The sequence below is a fragment of the Lactococcus petauri genome, assembly GCF_023499275.1.
GTDB lineage: Bacteria > Bacillota > Bacilli > Lactobacillales > Streptococcaceae > Lactococcus > Lactococcus petauri.
Window position 1 is genome coordinate 1,764,317 of sequence record NZ_CP094882.1, and the last position, 18,382, is coordinate 1,782,698.

Annotated in this window: 15 protein-coding genes; 2 read left to right on the forward strand and 13 right to left on the reverse strand. The window is 38.9% G+C overall.

Features of this window, described 5'->3' with window-relative positions:
* Positions 1 to 24: 24 nt before the first annotated feature.
* Both rny and metK read right to left on the reverse strand, forming a co-directional pair.
* Entirely contained in the window at positions 25 to 1,641 is a 1,617-nt protein-coding gene (gene rny / locus lgb_RS08615) for a ribonuclease Y (RefSeq protein WP_019294063.1), read from the reverse strand.
* A gap of 299 nt (positions 1,642 to 1,940) precedes the next feature.
* Positions 1,941 to 3,134 carry a methionine adenosyltransferase gene (metK, locus tag lgb_RS08620; protein WP_017370549.1) on the reverse strand — a complete coding sequence of 398 codons (1,194 nt, stop codon included), beginning with the start codon at positions 3,132 to 3,134 and terminating at the stop codon, positions 1,941 to 1,943.
* A gap of 145 nt (positions 3,135 to 3,279) precedes the next feature.
* Between metK and lgb_RS08625 the strand changes: the two genes are divergently transcribed.
* Positions 3,280 to 4,029 (forward strand): biotin--[acetyl-CoA-carboxylase] ligase, encoded by a 750-nt coding sequence (locus lgb_RS08625; RefSeq protein WP_019294064.1) that lies wholly within the window; start codon positions 3,280 to 3,282, stop codon positions 4,027 to 4,029.
* A 67-nt stretch (positions 4,030 to 4,096) separates the two neighbouring features.
* Here lgb_RS08625 and lgb_RS08630 read toward each other — a convergent pair whose 3' ends face one another.
* The 4 genes from lgb_RS08630 to lgb_RS08645 form a co-directional block, all read right to left on the reverse strand.
* Complete coding sequence (locus lgb_RS08630) at positions 4,097 to 4,456, reverse strand: PspC domain-containing protein (protein ID WP_017370547.1); 360 nt, start codon at positions 4,454 to 4,456, stop codon at positions 4,097 to 4,099.
* A 34-nt stretch (positions 4,457 to 4,490) separates the two neighbouring features.
* Positions 4,491 to 4,691 carry a PspC domain-containing protein gene (locus lgb_RS08635; RefSeq protein ID WP_017369124.1) on the reverse strand — a complete coding sequence of 67 codons (201 nt, stop codon included), beginning with the start codon at positions 4,689 to 4,691 and terminating at the stop codon, positions 4,491 to 4,493.
* A 37-nt stretch (positions 4,692 to 4,728) separates the two neighbouring features.
* Entirely contained in the window at positions 4,729 to 5,817 is a 1,089-nt protein-coding gene (locus lgb_RS08640) for a DUF4097 family beta strand repeat-containing protein (protein WP_017370546.1), read from the reverse strand.
* Between the two features lie 150 nt (positions 5,818 to 5,967).
* Positions 5,968 to 7,563 carry a glucosaminidase domain-containing protein gene (locus lgb_RS08645; RefSeq protein ID WP_019294065.1) on the reverse strand — a complete coding sequence of 532 codons (1,596 nt, stop codon included), beginning with the start codon at positions 7,561 to 7,563 and terminating at the stop codon, positions 5,968 to 5,970.
* Positions 7,564 to 7,762: 199 nt separating this feature from the next.
* On the opposite strand from lgb_RS08645, the gene lgb_RS08650 reads away from it, so the two are divergent.
* A complete protein-coding gene (locus lgb_RS08650; protein WP_019294066.1) occupies positions 7,763 to 8,494 on the forward strand; it encodes an alpha/beta fold hydrolase in 732 nt (243 codons plus the stop codon).
* Between the two features lie 14 nt (positions 8,495 to 8,508).
* Here lgb_RS08650 and lgb_RS08655 read toward each other — a convergent pair whose 3' ends face one another.
* The 7 genes from lgb_RS08655 to thrS form a co-directional block, all read right to left on the reverse strand.
* Positions 8,509 to 9,945 (reverse strand): glycoside hydrolase family 1 protein, encoded by a 1,437-nt coding sequence (locus tag lgb_RS08655; RefSeq protein ID WP_019294067.1) that lies wholly within the window; start codon positions 9,943 to 9,945, stop codon positions 8,509 to 8,511.
* Between the two features lies 1 nt (position 9,946).
* Positions 9,947 to 11,392, reverse strand: coding sequence for a glycoside hydrolase family 1 protein (locus lgb_RS08660; RefSeq protein ID WP_019294068.1), 1,446 nt, complete (start codon positions 11,390 to 11,392; stop codon positions 9,947 to 9,949).
* A gap of 14 nt (positions 11,393 to 11,406) precedes the next feature.
* A complete protein-coding gene (locus lgb_RS08665; protein ID WP_019294069.1) occupies positions 11,407 to 13,332 on the reverse strand; it encodes a beta-glucoside-specific PTS transporter subunit IIABC in 1,926 nt (641 codons plus the stop codon).
* 80 nt (positions 13,333 to 13,412) lie between these two features.
* Complete coding sequence (licT, locus tag lgb_RS08670) at positions 13,413 to 14,252, reverse strand: BglG family transcription antiterminator LicT (protein WP_019294070.1); 840 nt, start codon at positions 14,250 to 14,252, stop codon at positions 13,413 to 13,415.
* Positions 14,253 to 14,442: 190 nt separating this feature from the next.
* The gene (locus tag lgb_RS08675) at positions 14,443 to 14,934 is read right to left on the reverse strand and encodes a YcjF family protein (RefSeq protein ID WP_019292181.1); all 492 of its coding nucleotides are present in this window, start codon (positions 14,932 to 14,934) and stop codon (positions 14,443 to 14,445) included.
* Positions 14,935 to 15,201: 267 nt separating this feature from the next.
* Entirely contained in the window at positions 15,202 to 16,098 is an 897-nt protein-coding gene (locus lgb_RS08680; RefSeq protein WP_017370538.1) for a class II fructose-bisphosphate aldolase, read from the reverse strand.
* A gap of 156 nt (positions 16,099 to 16,254) precedes the next feature.
* The gene (gene thrS, locus lgb_RS08685; RefSeq protein WP_017369132.1) at positions 16,255 to 18,195 is read right to left on the reverse strand and encodes a threonine--tRNA ligase; all 1,941 of its coding nucleotides are present in this window, start codon (positions 18,193 to 18,195) and stop codon (positions 16,255 to 16,257) included.
* Positions 18,196 to 18,382: the final 187 nt, after the last annotated feature.

An 18,382-nucleotide genomic window follows, 5' to 3' on the forward strand; every position in this document is an offset into this window, starting at 1 on the left:
AAAAAGTACTGCTGGGAGTACTTTTTATTTTGCATAGTCAATAGCTCGTGTTTCACGAATAACTGTAACTTTAATATTTCCTGGATAATCCATCTCGTCTTCAATACGATTTTTCACATCTCGTGCAAGAATTACGATTTGATCATCTGTAAGCTTTTCTGGCTTAACCATGACACGAACTTCGCGTCCTGCTTGTAATGCAAAGGCACTTTCAACACCGTCAAAACTTGTTGAGATATTTTCCAAATCACGCAGTCGTTTAATATAATTTTCAATCGACTCACGACGTGCCCCAGGACGTGCTGCACTTAAAGCATCAGCTGCAGCAACCAAAGTAGCAATATTACTGTTTGGTTCTGTATCTCCATGGTGACTCGCAATAGTATTAATAACGATTGGATTTTCCTTGTACTTACGTGCAAGTTCTGTACCAATCTCGACGTGGCTACCTTCAACTTCATGATCCAGAGCTTTACCGATATCATGTAAGAAGCCGGCACGTTTTGCAAGACTCACATTTTCGCCCATCTCTCCAGCAAGGTTTCCAGCAACATTTGCCACCTCAACTGAATGGTCAAGAACATTTTGACCATAAGAAGTACGGAAATGCAAGCGACCCATGATTTTCATTAAATCTGGATGGAGGTTATGTGCTCCCACTTCAAAGGCAGCTTGTTCACCATACTCGCGCATCTTGTGATCTAGTGCTTTGCGATTTTTCTCAACAAGTTCCTCAATACGTGCAGGGTGGATACGACCATCTTGAACCAGTTGCTCCAAGGTCATTCGTGCAATCTCACGTCTAATCGGATCAAAGCCAGATAATACAACAGCTTCTGGAGTATCATCAATAATTACGTCGATACCCGTCAAGGCTTCAAAGGTGCGGATATTCCGACCTTCACGTCCGATAATCCGTCCCTTCATGCCATCATCTGGTAAAGTAACTACTGATACCGTTTGTTCAGCCACCGAATCACTAGAGACACGTTGGATTGCAAGTGAAACAATGTTTTTCGCACGTTTATCAGCTTCAGCATGTGCTTTTTCTTCACTTGAACGTATCAGCTGTGCCATTTCTTTGGTTAAACCATCACGGGTTTCACTAAGAATGATTTCTTTCGCTTCATCTTTTGTTAAAGCAGCGATACGTTCTAATTCTTCTTGTTTCTTTTCTTCAATTTCTAAAAGTTCTTGCTCACGTTTATTGAGTGTATCAGTTTTTTTAGAGAGCGCTTCCTCTTTAGAGTCTAAGCTACGTTCTTTATTTGTAAGTTTATCATCCTTACGGTCTAGAACTTCTTCACGTTGTTTTAGGCGTTGTTCAGTTTCTTTTAACTCCTTACGATCTTGCTTAAATTCATCTTCGATTTCACGGCGTTGCTTTTGTTCTTCTTCGCGAAGATTAAAGCGCGCTTCTTTCTTGAATGCTTCTGCTTCGTCCCTCAGGATTTCCGCTTCTTTTCTTACAAGAGCAGCATCACGCTGTGCATTTGCCGTTATCTCATTTGCCTTGTTTTCTGCCTGCATAAAAAGACTCTCAGCATCTTGCTTGTTTTTCTTAATATTTTGGGCATAAAAAATAAAGGCAATAACCAATACAATCAACAAGACAAGCAGAACGAGTGATATGACGTTCATTTGTCTCCTTTTATTCATACCTGCCTTATCGCGGTTCAATAAGGCAGATAGCTTGATTATAATTCATGTGTGTTTGCAGAGAAACACTCCCTATATTTTACCATTTTTTAGGATATGTTTCAATTAAGTATTTTACCGCTTTCAACTTTTTAACATTTTGATTTTAAAAGCATGATAGCCTGCAGAGTGAAAGATGAAAGATTATGATTAGTAAAACCAGTAAAGCAACTGCGTAATAACTTCCTTTATAGCATTTTTATAAAATAAAAAAACTGTGCATAATAACACAGTTTTGTTGTTTAAAGCAATTCTTTAAGTGTTTCAACCTTGTCTAAACGTTCCCATGGAAGATCAATGTCTGTACGACCAAAATGACCATAAGCGGCGGTTTGTCCATAAATTGGGCGGAGCAAATCTAGCATTTCGATGATACCAGCCGGACGCAAATCAAAGTTTTCACGGATAGCTGCCAATAAGATGTCGTCAGAAACTTTTCCAGTACCAAAGGTTTCAATATTTACAGAGGTTGGTGTAGCTACACCAATCGCATAAGACAATTGGACTTGAGCTTTATCTGCCAAACCGGCAGCAACAATATTTTTGGCAACATAACGTGCTGCGTATGAAGCTGAACGGTCAACTTTTGTGGCATCTTTACCTGAGAAAGCACCACCACCATGAGGTGCGTACCCACCATAAGTGTCTACGATTATCTTACGGCCAGTCAAACCAGAATCTCCTTGAGGTCCACCAATAACAAAGCGACCTGTTGGATTAATAAAGTATTTTGTTTCATCATCAAGAAGATTTTCCGGAATAACTTCCTTGATTACTTTTTCAATAACATCTCGGCGAATTTCTTCATTAGTAGCTTCAGCTGCGTGTTGTGTTGAAATAACCACTGTATCTACACGCTTAACTTGTCCTGCTTCATCATATTCTACTGTAACTTGTGATTTTGCATCTGGACGAAGGTAGCTGATATCACCTGACTTACGTAAGTCTGCTAATTTTTTCACTAGCTTATGGCTAAGTGAAATCGCAAGTGGCATATATTCTTCTGTTTCGTTGGTTGCATAACCAAACATCATCCCTTGGTCACCAGCACCGATAAGATCAAGTGGATCAATGATTTTTCCATCTTTACCACGAACTTCTTCTGCTTCGTTTACCCCTTGGGCAATATCTGGTGACTGCTCTACAAGTGAAACATGGACACCGACTGATTTATAGTCAAATCCATTTTCACTGTCTGTATAGCCAATATTTTTGATTGTCTCACGAACCACTCCAGCAATATCAACATAAGCTGATGTTGATATCTCCCCAAATACATTAACTGTACCTGTGTAAACTACTGTTTCACAGGCTACGTGTGCATCTGGGTCTTGTGCCACAATGGCATCAAGGATAGCATCCGAGATTTGGTCAGCAACCTTATCTGGATGTCCTTCTGAAACTGATTCTGATGTGAATAGACGTTTTTCTGACATTCTTTATTTCCCCTACTTCTTAAGTATTTTTCGGTTACAGGCTTAATGGTAGTGATTGCTCACTTGGAGAGTTCTCTCCCGCCATCGGAAATTGTAACTCCTTTATTTTAGCACAAAAAGAGAATTTTTGATATACTTTGCCTAAATGAAAAATCCTTTAGATAAAAAAATTATTTTAGATGCTAATCCTTGGTTAAACGACGTTAAAATCCTTGATGAATCCATCTCAACACAGTTGGATGCTAAAACTGATGGTCAAGCCAACACTTTATATATGTCTGAAAAACAAACAGGTATTTATGGCCGTTTTGGGCGGGAATACTATGCCAGCCCTGAAGGAGGTATCTATATGACACTCCTCTTAAAGCCTGTCGGATCTTTGGGAACTCTGCCTAATTACACACTGCTTGCCGCTGCAGCTGTCGTTTCAGCAATTGAAACACTGACCACAAAGAAAGTAGATATTAAATGGGTCAACGATATTTATCTCAATCATAAAAAAATTGTAGGGATTCTCGCAGAGGCCCAAGTCCAACCAGATACGAGTTTGCAGGTCGCCTTAGGCATCGGAATAAATTTTCATATTTCAACATTTCCTGAAGCAATCGCTCACAAAGCCGGCTCATTATTTACAGAAACTCCTACAATAACACGCTCTGAGCTTGTTGCCAAAATCTGGTCAGAATTTCATCAGCTCTCTAAAAGAGACTTCTTTGAAATTTATAAAACTCATTCCTTCATTCTTGGGAAAACAGTAGAATTTGAGGAAAATAAAGTCTTATATAGAGGTACCGCAGTAGACTTAACACCATCTGGTCAACTCATTGTTCACCTTGAAGATGGTCAGATAAAAACTCTCTCAAGCGGTGAAATCTCGCTAAAAAACTGGACGTGATGGACGTCCAGTTTTAATTTTTTCATTTATATTATTAGGAGTTTAGGAAATTCGGAATTATTATTTTTTAAAAATCTGACCAGTCATCTTTTTTCTCATCTTCAACTGGTTCAGCCTCTTTCATCTTACGGCCAGATGAGTGAGATGAAGATTTGCTTTGCCAACGGTCCGCATAGCTTGACCAGTTTTCTTCATTTGTTCTGCGGTAGTTTTGTCTCCCAGCATTACTTCCAGCACTTGGAATAATCCAACTGGCAATAAAGTATACAGGAATAAGACTTCCCCAACTTCCGAAAGCTAAGAGGACATACAAGATCCGTACAAAAGTAATGATATCAGGGCTCCAACCAAAGTATTCACAGATACCTGCAATCGTACCCGTCAACATTCGATTGTTTGGTGATTTTGTTAATTGTTTTTGAGACATTTTCTTTCCTTTCTAGAAGCTGTCCTTCGAATGATTAATGAGGGCTAGGTATTAGCCAACTCGCTACGATATATACAAGTGCAAGTGTTCCAAAACTTCCTAAAGCGAAGAACACATACAAAATACGCATTAGTGTAATTATATCACGACTTAAGCCAAAATACTCGCCTACGCCAGCTATGGTCCCCGTCAGCATACGGTTACTCGATGATTTTGTAAGTTGTCTTTTAGACATATGTTTTCCTTTCTAAAAAGTTTGGAAGAATTTCTGCTTAGTCAATGTCTTTAAGCCAGATTGTTCCTGATTTTGTTTCGAGTTCAAAGGTTAAAGTATCTGGACCAGTACGAACGACTGCCGCGCCGTTACGACTTGCTTCAAAAGGATTATCCAAATTCAAGCGTGTTTTATAGCCACCAAAGACTGTACGCACATGTCCAACAAGACCGAGATATTCTGGTACAGAAAGTTTCACATCACCATTGACATTTTTCACCATTAATTTTCTTGGTGTATCTTGGTTTTGTGTCAAGAGAATATTCCCATTAACCAAGTTGACATCTCCATCTTCAAAAGCTGATGTAACTCGAATGTTACCATTGACTGAATTCAACTTCAAAACATTTGTTGAACCATCTAAAACTTTAATTTCACCATTTTTAATAGTTACGTTAATGTCTTTGTTGGTTGTTTCCACAAGTTCAACTTCACCATTGACTTGATCAATCTCTAAGTTATCCACTGCTATTTTTTCTACTTTAATATCCCCATGTGCAAACTTGAAATCAAAAGTTTCATACACTTTTTCAGGTAAGTAAAGTTCCAAATTAACAGCTGTACGCAAGCTATCAGATGTCGTAATCTCTAAAACGCCGTCGTTAACTTCGAGTTTTGTTTTTTCAGCCAGATATTCATCAATTTTTTCTTGATCCACTGCACCGTAAATTCTGTATTCAGCTTTTACATGAGCATTTTCACCAGGATAAACGGAAATTTTACCTGCCTTAATGTCTAAATTAACGGAATGAAAGTCGCCGTCAATATCTTTTTCCACAGTTTTTACTGTTGATTTTACTTTTGGAAAGCCTTTAGAGAAGTCGATATTGTCATCGATTGCTTTCGAAGCATCTTTGAACACTACTTTTCCTTTTGACACGATTTGATCCATGATTCCTTTGAAGGAGTCCATAAAGTCAACCTCGTGGTTAACAAATCCTTCTGTATCTGTATAATTAAATTTTTCTTTATTTTCGCTTTGGCCTTCTTCAGCCATAGGATTTGATTTATCAAGCAATTCCAAAGCTTCATCTTCGGTGATAATTCCCCGACGCATCAAGTCCATAATTCTATCTTTTTTATTCATTTTTGTTCCTCCTGTTATAGAACTGAGATCTGTCAATCTCTATATTTAAATTATCCCATACTTTATTGTGGATAATCTCAGTCTTTGGACTGATTTTTTTCTTTAACTTTTTTTAAAAAGAACAAAAAAAGGCTCTTACGAACCGTTTTTTTATTTTTTAGGTTGAATATATGTGGATAAACTTGCATCGCTTGCAGATATCGTACGATAATCCACAACATTGAGGCCTTTAACATTCATTTCGGAAACAAGGATTGAACCATCCTTATTTACTTTTTCCACAAAAGCAACGTGACCATACTCAGCAGAAGCTCCAGCTACACCCGGTGGGAAACTTACCGCATAACCCACTTGTGGAATAGTCGTTGTGTAATAACCTTGTGCGGCACCGTTTGAACCCCAAACGCCACCATTACCCATGAATTGACCAATTTTTCCACCCAATTGGAAGATACGGTTATACACATATTGTGTACAATTTCCCCAAGCATAGCTTGAGGCACCTGGATATTGTTTGCCATCATATTCTGGGAATTTCAAGTCAGTCGGCATTTTTTCCAATAATGGACTTGCAGGAGCATCAAGATTTTTAAACTCATCTGACAAGTTTTCAATATCGTCATACTGAGTCAAGTTGTATTCTTTAATAATTTGAATAAGCTTAGCGGCATACTCCGGATCCGTAGCAAAAATTCCTTGCAATGAACGTGCTGCATCCTCAACACTGTCACTATTGACCTTCCAGCTTCCAGCATAAATCTTGCTGTTCCAAGTTGTCCCATGCAACATCAAGTTGATGTAATCTACAAGGGATTGGTCAAAATTATCATAGGCCCGATAAGTTCCCGAAGAAATTGTTACGGACTGTCCATTAAATGCACCAATGATATTAAACAAATTGTGGTAGATAGATGCGACATTACTATGTCCGTAGCCTGACTCCAAAATAGCTTGTGCAATAATTAAAGAAGCATAGAGATTATTTTGTCCTGCAAGTTGTGAAATTCGAGGAGCAATACTTTTGATAAAATCTTCAACAGTTGTGTTGTTAATTTTTGTCAATGGAGGTACTGCAATATTTGTTTTATTGAATTTCAAATCGCCATCTGTACTTGCCTGTTTATAAGTAGTTACCGCATCCTGTGCTGTATAATTTGCTCCAGAATAAACGGGTGCCACATAATTATAGTTAGGTGCAGATGGAGCTGGTGTAGGCGCCGGTGCCGGAGTGCTAGGTTTTGGCGTTGATGGCTTTGGTTTAGAAGGCTTTGGCTTAGATGGTTTCGGCTTTTCTGGTTTTGGTTTCTCAGGGTTCACAGGTTTACCAGGATCTGTTGGGTCAACTGGGTCTGTAGGATCTACTGGATCCGTTGGGTCAACCGGATCTGTAGGATCTACTGGGTCCGTTGGGTCAACCGGATCTGTAGGATCTACTGGATCTGTTGGGTCAACCGGGTCTGTAGGATCTACTGGATCCGTTGGATTTGTTGAATCCGTTGAGTTTTCTGAATTACTACTGCTCAACTGCCCATCATCCCCAGCTTCAATCTTGTTTACCTCTGAGTTCTGAGTCACAGTATCTACATTCGTTACCACTTTGAAATCTGATGAAGCAGTTGTTGTACTATCCGCATGAGCATTCGCACCAAAAGCAGCGACGCCTAATACTGCCGCTGCACTTAGAGTGACCTTTGGTAGAGCTTTACGCTCCTTTACCTTCATATGTTTATATTTTTTTTCAGCCATTGTTAATTTTATCTCCTCAAGTCAATCAAAAAATCTTGGTTTTATAATCTTTTTTTAATAAAACGATTGGTCACTTTATTCTAACAAAAATTATTATTTCACTCAACCAATATGAGCGATTATTTTACAGTTATTTCATTTATTTTACAAGCCCCCATTTCCCAAGCTAATCTGCTATACTAACATCAAGGACAAAATCATGGAAAAATATATTATTACAAGTGATAAGGTGAAAATTTACTATAAAGTTGAAGGTAAAGGACCTGCACTTTTACTGTTACACGGCAACTCACAAAATAGTAATATCTTTAAGCCACTTATCAAAAGGCTAAAAGGTGATTATACTTGTATTTCAATCGATACACGCGGTCATGGAAAAAGTCTTTTTAGCGGAAAAAAACTTAGTTTTAATCGTTTAATGGAGGATGTACTTGAAGTGATGCAAGCTGAAGATCTCCAGTCTATCAATCTGCTTGGTTTCAGCGATGGCGCAAATATTGCAATGCTTCTAGCCAGCAAGTACCCTACGCGCATACATCGCTTAATCCTTAACGCTGGCAATTCCACCTATGCTGGACTTTATAGCTTGGTACGCTTCACAGTAAAATCACTCAACATTTGTGCACATTTACTGCGTAGACCTTCACCTGCTTTGCAACTTCTTTTAGAAGATGTGCTTCAAAATATGGATGAACTAGAGAATATCACTGCTCCCACACTTGTCATCAATGGCCAGTTTGATGTGGTTAAAACTGCCCATGCTCATGATATTGCAAAGCATATTCTTAACAGTCAGTTTTTTATTATCCCTTGGGGAAGCCATCTGAGTTTCTATTTTCGTCCCACAAATTTCAGTCAGATTGTCCGTCATTTTCTAGAGGATGCTTGGAAACCTCCTGTTAATAAATCTCTCAATAAAAAAACCACTTAAAGTGGTTTTTTATTTCAAAGTCTTTGACCGTTTGATGCAATGACTTCTTTATACCAGTCAAATGATTTTTTCTTCGAACGTTTTCCTGTACCATGAATTTCATCATCCAAATCCACATAAATGAAACCATAACGTTTGCTCATTTCCCCGGTTGAGGCAGAAACAAGGTCAATACAGCCCCAAGGTGTATACCCCATCAAATCAACACCATCTTCGACTGCTTCTTCCATGGCGATAATGTGTCTGCGTAAATAATCGATACGGTAATCATCTTGAATGCTGCCGTCAGCTTCAACTTTATCAATAGCTCCTAAGCCATTTTCTACTATAAAGAGTGGAACCTGATATCGTCCATAAAGATCATTTAAGGCATAACGTAATCCATCAGGGTCAACGGCCCAACCCCATTCACTTTCTTTAAGAAACGGATTTTTTACACCCCCGAGTACCATATTCCCACTTGCTTCAACTCCTTCTTGAGTTTTCGATTCTACAGTTGACATATAGTAACTAAAACCGATGTAATCGACTGTTCCTTTTTTCAAAGTTTCCAAATCTTCTTTCGTTATCTCTAAGTCTTCTTTTTTAATTCCATATTTTTTATGAAGTCGATGTGTAAAGACAGGATACTCCCCTCGCACTTGAACATCATTACAGAAGTAATTGAATTCTTGAATACTTTGTTGAGCAGCTATCTGATTGATTGGATTGGCATCAAAAGCATAAGTTGTCGAATAAATGCTCATACAACCGATGTGTAAATCTTTGTTTAAGGCATGTCCAAATTCTACAGTTAATGCACTTGCAACAAATTGATTATGCCAAGCTTGGAAGACATTCTTTTTATCATCTCCACCATTTGAAGGTACTAAACCTTGACCCAGAGCCGCAAAGAAAGTTGCAGAGTTAATTTCATTGAAAGTCATCCAGTATTTCACTTTGTCTTGATAACGCTCCAACAAAACTTTGGCATAACGAACATAGAACTCAATCAATTCCCGATTTTTCCATCCACCATATTCTTTAGCAAGATGAAGTGGCATTTCATAGTGAGAAATTGTGACTACAGGTTCGATATTGTATTTCAAACATTCGTCAATCAATTGGTCGTAGAATTTAAGACCGGCTTCATTAGGTTCACTTTCGTTTCCCTTCGGAAAGATGCGGGACCAAGCTACAGAAAAGCGATAAGCTTTAAAACCCATCTCGGCGAACAAGGCGATATCTTCTTTAAAATGATGGTAATGATCAATCCCTTTGTGGTTAGGATAAACATATTTGTCTTCATCAATGGTCCAGTCAAAGTCTGGTGAATTGAGAATTCCTAAGCGTTCTTTTCCACCTGGCATCGCATCTGCGACCGAAAGTCCTTTTCCATCCACATCAAAGGCACCTTCCAATTGATTAGCAGCTGTGGCACCGCCCCATAAAAAGTCTTTTTTAAATGTCATTTTATTTTTCTCCTAAAATCGTTTCGCCATTTGAGGCAATTACTTCTTTGTACCAGTCAAAGGATTTTTTCTTTGAACGTTTTAATGTTCCTTTACCGTCATTGTCCATATCTACATAGATAAAACCATAACGTTTCCGCATTTCCCCAGTTCCTGCTGAAACCAAATCAATACAGCCCCAAGGTGTATAACCCAGGAGATCCACACCTTTATCAATTGCACGGCTCATCGCCTTGATATGTTTTTGGAAATAATCGATACGATAATCATCATTTATTGTACCATCTGCTTCGACTTTGTCTTCCATACCTAAACCGTTTTCCACAACAAAGAGCGGGACTTCATAGCGGTCATACAAATCCATTAAGGTATATTCTAACCCTGTCGCATCAATCTGCCAGCCATATTCACTGGCTTCCAAGTAAGGATTTGCTGCACCTCCCATCAAGTTCCCCATCGAAGGCTCTGCCCCTTCTTGAGTCGTTACGCAAAGTGTCATATAGTAACTGAAAGTGTACATATCTACTCTTCCTTCTTGGAGCAGCGCATCATCACCTTCTTCTTTTTGGATTTCAATTTTTTTATTTTGAAAGTATTTTTCGATAAGCGCTGGATATTTCCCTTTAACTTGGACATCACCGACAAACTTATTCACAAGCAGGTCGTATTCTTTGGTTTGCAAGATATCTTCTGGGTTTGGTGTAAGAGGGTACATAGTCAAATGAGCAATCATACAGCCAATCTTAAACTCTGGATTAATCTTATGGCCCTCAATGACCGCCTTTGCACTGGCAATAAAAGTATGGTGTAAGGCTTGAAATCTTTTATGCTCATCTTCTGGAATCGCATTGAGCGCAAAATCACCATGTGGATGAAGGCCTAAAACTGTAAGTTCACCGTGTGGCATTGTACCAAAATTTAGTTCGTTAAAAGTGATCCAGTATTTCACTTTATCTTTGTAGCGCTCAAAACATACTTTGGCATAATTCACATAGAAATCAATGGTTTCCCGGCTTAAAAAGCCATCATATTTTTCCATCAATCCCAAGGGAATTTCAAAGTGACTGAGTGTAACCAACGGTTCAATGCCATGTTTTAAACATTCATCAAATACGCGATCATAAAAGAGTAAACCTTCTTCATTAGGTTGCGTTTCGTCTCCCTGAGGGAAAATGCGCGACCAGTTTATACTCAGTCTAAATGTTTTAAAGCCCATTTCTGCAAATAAAGCAATGTCTTCTTTGTAATTATGATAGAAATCAATCGCGCGATGTGAAGGGTAATATGTCTCCTCGTCAAGCACTGGTGTAAAATGACGTTCCTTATTTTTTCCACCTACTGTTTTCATATCAGCTACAGACAGTCCTTTACCACCAACATTATAAGCACCTTCTGCTTGATTGGCCGCGATAGCTCCACCCCATAAAAAGTCTTTTTTAAAGCTCATTTCTCTCTCCTTTTTTATACCGGCTGAACGACCAAACCATCAGCTGTTTTTACAAGACCAGTTAATAACTCTTCTGCTTTATGAATAACTGTCTTGTCAGTGATTACAATATCTGAAAAATCACTGCTATTAGTTATAATAATCGGCACTTGTGTACTGAAACCTGCAGCTTCAATAGCTTCCATATCAAACTTCAACAATAAATCGCCTTTTTGAATCTTTTGTCCCTGTGAAACAAAGGATTCAAAATATTTTCCTTCTAACTGCACGGTATCAATGCCAACATGTATAAGGAGTTCTGTTCCTTGCTCTGAAATTAAACCAATAGCGTGTTTTGTAGGGAAAACAGTCATCACTTGTCCATCAAATGGGGCATAAACTTCACCAAGTGTTGGCTCAATTACTGCTCCTTTGCCCATCACACCCGCAGCAAAAGCAGCATCATTGGCTTCAGATAATGGAAGGACTTTGCCTTCTAAAGGAGTCGTAATATGTTCTTCACCTACTGCTTGTGATACACGAGTTTGATTATTTGTTGTTTCTTTTGGTTGTTCTTCCTCTGAGTTTTCATCTTCAAAACCAAGAATCCATGTCAAGGCAAAACCTGCGATTACAGCAATGATTGCTAAAATAATCATCTTAACTGCTCCCGAAATATCACCATCTAAACTGATATTTGTTGTGAAACTAAAGACACCTAAGCCGCCCATTGTGTATCCTTTAATACCCATTCCCATAGCAAATGCACCAATAATACCACTTACCATACATGAAGCCCAGAAAGGACGTTTCTTTGGAAGGGTTATCCCGTAGATTGCTGGCTCTGTTACGCCAAACCATCCTGAAATGAAAGCAGGGATTGCTAACTCACGTAATCGTTTATCTTTTGTTTTTACCATTACTGCTCCCACTGCACCCGTCTGAGCAAATGAAGCACCTGCTGCTGCAATAAGTAATGCTGTTGGTTCACCTTGTGCTAAAGAAATGATGGCAAAAGGCACAATTGCCCAGTGCAAGCCAAACATAACCAAAATTTGCCACGTAAAGCCTAACACAAGTCCAAAGATAATTGGACTGAAACCTTGCAAGGCGAGAAGTCCTTTCCCTAAAGCATCAGAAGCAATATTCATGACTGGCCCAATAATGAGAAAACCTAAAGGAATTGCAATCAAAGCTGTAAAGAAAGGTGCTAAGAAAAGTTTCACCACGTCAGGGATAATTTTCTTGAGCTGTTGTTCAAGAAAGGCCGCAAAAGCTGTAATAGCGATAATAGGCATAACTGATGAACCATAACCTGCTGCTGGCACTGAAAATGGAATACCAAAGAAGTTTAGCCCTCCACTCTCAGCGAAAGTTTTTGTGACTGAACCATCCACAAATCCAGGATAAACCAAGGCTGCGGCAATCAGCATCCCGACAAATGGCGAGCCGTTAAATTTTTTCATCGCTGTATAGCCGATAAAAATTGGTAAGAACAAGAAAAGTCCATCGCCCATAGAATTAAGGACAGCATAGGTTGAAGAAGCTTGGAAGCTTGCTCCCAATGCAAAGGATAGAATCGCGTTCAACCCTTTAATCATACCTGCTGCCGCCAAGGGTGCTAAAATAGGCTGGAAAATTCCTGAAATCATTTCGACAAACTTATCGAAAATATTTCCCTTGGCTTTCGTCTGAGAAGAATCCATCTCTAGCTTACCGATAACATTATCTACGTCAGCGCGGACATCAGGAACATGGTTCCCAATGACAACTTGGTACTGTCCACCAGCTTGCATGACAGTGACAACACCATTCATCTTCTTCAGTACTTCTGTCTTCGCGAGACTTTCGTCTTTTAACTTAAAACGTAGTCGCGTAATACAATTTGTCAATGAGAGGATGTTTTCTTTCCCTCCCACATTTGCTACAATGTCTTTTGCAAGAGCTTCATATTTGCCCATCACAAACCTCCATAATATAATATATTTTTAGAGGTCTCGCCAACTTAATGTCACGATCCATTTGTTACCAAAGTTTAGTTTTATTGGATTTTCTCCAAGATACGTGCCAAATGCACGGTCATGTAAATCTGTTCGCTTTCAGAGACTTCATAATTTCTTGTTTGATTTAAAAATTCGCTCACTTTACGTGTGCCAAGATAAGCATTGGGATATTTGCGCACAATAAGAGCAAAAAGTTCCTTGTCGGTTTCTTCTACTCTAGCACTACCTGCTAAAATCCGCTCAGTAAAGAATTTTAAATGTGTAATGAAGCGTTGGAAGTAAATATCTTGTTCATCAAAGGTGATTTTCAAAGTATACTTTAATGTCGTTAAAATTTCTTCCATAAGCTTGGTCAGCTGCATCGCATACTCATGACCAGTACCAAGTGTACCGTTAACGATATGCATCGTCAGAAAACCTGCTTCATCTTCTGGCAGCTCTACACCAAATTGTTCTTTGACCTTTTCCAATGCTTTCAAACAGATTTTGAACTCTTCTGGAAAGAAACGTTTAATATCCCAGAGCAGAAAATTCTTCACCGAGATGTTTTCTTCAGTACGCAAAAGCGCTGCATGAAGATGGTCCGCAAAAGCAACAAGCGTTGTATCTGAAACTTCCTTATCAAACTTAACTTTAACCTCGGATAAAGTCACCATCGAAAGCTCAATGATAGCACTCGGAATTTCGTTTAAAATCTCCGAAAAACTCTGTATATCTGAGCTGGCTTTTAAACCAAAAATCTTTTCGATTTTATCAACCTCAACTGCTTGACCTATTCTTTTCTTGAAACCAATACCAAGCCCCATAAGGATGATTTCTTCATTTCTGCTATTAATTGCTATGACCACATTATTGTTTAGGATTTTTCTGATTTCCACAATTCACCCCTCATTTCACAAAAATAGACCCTATCGCCCCTATGACAAAAATAGAGTACGATAAGGTCTAGCTTAACTTAATAATCACTATCCGTTTTTATGAAACCGCTTTTATATTAGTATACTGTATTATCAAAATCTTGTCAAGGATAAATTTTAAAATAAAAAAACTGCTAATGACTAGCAGTTTTTATTTTTTTTGTTGAATTAAAGTTTTAAGTGTATCTGTAAGTATTCCTTCGAATTTTTCAGTATCTTTCGTGATATCGATGCCTTTTTCTAATGAAGCAGCTGCACTCCAGCCAATCGCTTCAGTGATTACCGCAGCTATTGAAGCATTGACCACACTACCTACACCTGGAATCAAAGTAGCCAATGATCTTCCTATATACGGAATCAATGTCACCCTTATAAAGTTTACGACAAATTTATCACTAAACTTCACGTCATAAATATTATAAATATTTTTCAGCATCTTTAACTGAATAGGTACTAAAATTAAAGCATCCGCAATAGGTATCGGCAGAGCACCTACACCCGCAGCAGTGATTGAGGCTCCGTGAATTGTTCTATGAACCTTAGAAGCTTTATCACTACTTATAGATTTTTTTACCGTTTGAGGTATTTGTCCGTTCATTTCTTTTGAAACTTCTATATTCTTACGTTTTTTTATTCCTATCATCTCTCCCCCTCATTTCTTCACTATTTATTGTCTGAGCTTCATCGATCTAAGTATCAGATTTATCCTGCAAATCGTATGTTCTTTGCTCTTCTTTAAGTTTAACATTTTCTTTCAAATTTTTGACTCAATCTGACTTCACTTACTTCCTACTCCTAAGTTCACACAAAAAAAGCTTGCCAAAAGCGACAAGCGTTCTTTTAATCATATTTCAAAAAACTGATTAATCTTGGTTTGCTCACAATCAGAGATTGCTTCGCAGAACAAGGCTTACGCCTTGTTTGCTGAACCGAAAACGTCGATACGTTCTTCAACTGATGCAGTGATTGCGTCGAAACCAGGTTTCAAGAATTTACGTGGGTCGAAGAGTTTTTTCTTCATGTATTCAGCTTCGTTAGCGTTAAATTCAACGACGAATTCACGAGTTGCTTTTGCAAATGCAAGTTGGCATTCTGTGTTTACGTTGATTTTAGCTACACCGTTAGCGATTGCTTCGCGGATTTGATCGTCAGGGATACCTGAACCACCGTGCAATACGATAGGAACATTTTTGCCCATAGCTTCAACGAGTGCTTCGTTCAATTTAGTCAAGTGATCGATGTGGAGACCTTTCCAGTTTTCTGGGTAAGGACCGTGGATGTTACCGATACCAGCTGCAAGGAAGTCAACACCAAGTTTAGCCATTGCTACTGCATCTTCGATAGGAGCAAGTTCGCCTTCACCGACGATACCGTCTTCTTCACCACCGATAGAACCAACTTCACACTCAACTGAGATACCTTTAGCGTGAGCTTTTGTGATAACTTCTTCAGCAAGTTTAAGGTTTTCTTCGATTGGAAGGTGTGAACCGTCAAACATCAATGAAGAGTAACCAACTTCGATACATTCCAAAGCATCATCAAAGTGACCGTGGTCAAGGTGAATAGCTACTGGTACAGTGATTCCCATTGATTCTACAAGAGTTTCAATGAGGAGTTTACACATTTTGTAACCACCCATGTATTTAGCAGCACCCATTGAAGTTTGGATAAGTACTGGAGTCTTTTTAGCTTCTGCTGCGCGCAAGATAGCTTGAGTCCATTCAAGGTTGTTTGTGTTGAAACCACCGATAGCGTAACCATTGTCACGAGCGGCTTGTACGAATTTTTCTGCTGAAACGATTGCCATTTCAAATTCCTCCGAATATTTTCTATTACTGTCTTAGTATAGCATTTTGTGAACTATTTTTCTAGTTATAAGTCGTGAATGCGCTTGTATTCTGGTTTTTTTAGAAAATAAAACCTATGGTAATGACAAATAAAAAGAGAGTTCCCTCTCTTTTTATTATTTAGTACGGCTGTAGTTAGCTACGTCTTCTTGAATATTTTCGATAAATTGATCCAAGCTAATAACTTCAGTATCTGTTGAACCATAACGGCGAATGTTTACAGTGCCATCTGCCATTTCTTGGTCACCCACAACGATTTGATAAGGAACTTTACGTGTTTGGGCTTGACGGATTTTATAACCCATTTTTTCATTTGATTCATCAACAACGATACGCAATCCTTTTTCTTGGAGACGTTTTTTGATTTCCCATGCGTAATCGGCATGAATTTCGTTGTTTACAGGAATGATGATTGCTTGAGTAGGTGCCAACCAAGTTGGGAACGCACCTTTATAAAGTTCAATCAAGTAAGCTGTAAAGCGTTCCAAAGTTGAAATTACACCGCGGTGAATCATAACTGGACGGTGTTTTTCACCATCTGCACCAACATATGTGATGTCAAAGTTTTCAGGGTTAAGGAAGTCCAGCTGGATAGTTGAAAGTGTTTCTTCATTACCTAAAGCTGTCTTAACTTGGATGTCCAATTTTGGTCCATAGAAGGCTGCTTCGCCTTCAGCTTCAACGTAGTCAAGATTCATATCATCCATTGTTGCTTTAAGCATACGTTGTGATTTTTCCCACATTGCATCGTCTGGGAAATATTTTTCTGTGTCTTCCGGGTCACGATATGACAAACGGAAGCTGTAATCGTCGATACCAAAATCACGGTACATTTCCATAATCAATTCAAGAATTTTTCCAAATTCTTCTTGGATTTGATCAGGTGTCACAAATGTGTGACCATCATTCAGTTGCATCACACGTACACGTTGAAGACCTGAAAGTGCGCCTGATTTTTCATAACGGTGCATTGTACCGAACTCAGCGATACGGATAGGTAATTCGCGGTAGCTGTGTACGTGGTGTTTATAGATAGCAATGTGCGATGGGCAGTTCATTGGACGAAGCTCCATTTGCTCGCCATCACCCATATCCATTGGTGGGAACATGTCTTCATGATAATGTTGCCAGTGACCTGATTGTTTATAAATATCCAAGTTCATCAAGTTTGGTGTGTTAACGTGCAAGTAGCCTGCAGCGATTTCACGGTCTTCTACGAAACGTTGGATTGTACGGCGAATAGTTGCTCCATCTGGAAGCCAGTAAGCTGTACCTGCTCCCAAAGAAGCTTCATTGAAGAAGAGATCTAACTCACGACCGAGCTTACGGTGATCACGTTCTTTCGCTTCTTCACGCATTCTCAAGTTTTCTTCGAGGTCTTCTTTATTAAACCAAGCAGTACCGTAAACACGTTGCATCATCGCGTTATCACTATTTCCACGCCAGTAAGCTCCTGCCACATTAAGCAATTTGAAGAATTTAATAAAGCCAGTTGACGGCACATGTGGGCCACGGCAAAGATCTGTGTATTCGCCTTGACTATAGATTGTCAAGCCGCCTTCATCTTCATTGTGTTCTTCGATAAGCTCAAGCTTATAAGGATCACCAGCAAAGATTTCTTTCGCTTCTTCTTTGCTTACTTCTTTACGAATTGAAGGGAAATTTTCTTTGGAGATACGACGCATTTCTGCTTCGATTTTTTCCAAATCATCGTTTGAAATTTGTCCTTCTTCATTATCAGTATCGTAGTAGAAACCATTTTCAATAGCTGGACCTACACCAAGGTGAATATTTGGAAAATGACGACGTGCTGCTTGAGCAAATAAGTGAGCTGCAGAGTGACGAAGTAAACCAAAAGCATCTTCATGATCCGGTGTTACAATTTCAAAAGTTGCATCTTCTTTGATTGGACGGGTCACGTCAATAAGTTTGCCGTTGACTTTACCAGCCAAGGCTTTTTTAGCCAAACCAGGTGAGATTGATTTCGCAATTTCAAGTGTTGAGATGCCTGCCTCAAATTCTTTGACAGCACCATCTGGGAAAGTGATTTTAATCATATAAGCCTCCAATTTTTTTGTTAACATATTTTAGTTTTGGGGATGAGCACTGAGGAAATAAAAACACGCAGATCAACTCCCTCTAAAGGACGCGATCTGCGTGTTACCACCTTCTTAATTTTTTCGGCATAAAAAGCTTCAAAAATATCTCATCTTTGACGTAACGTGTCAGCCACGCTTTCTGTTC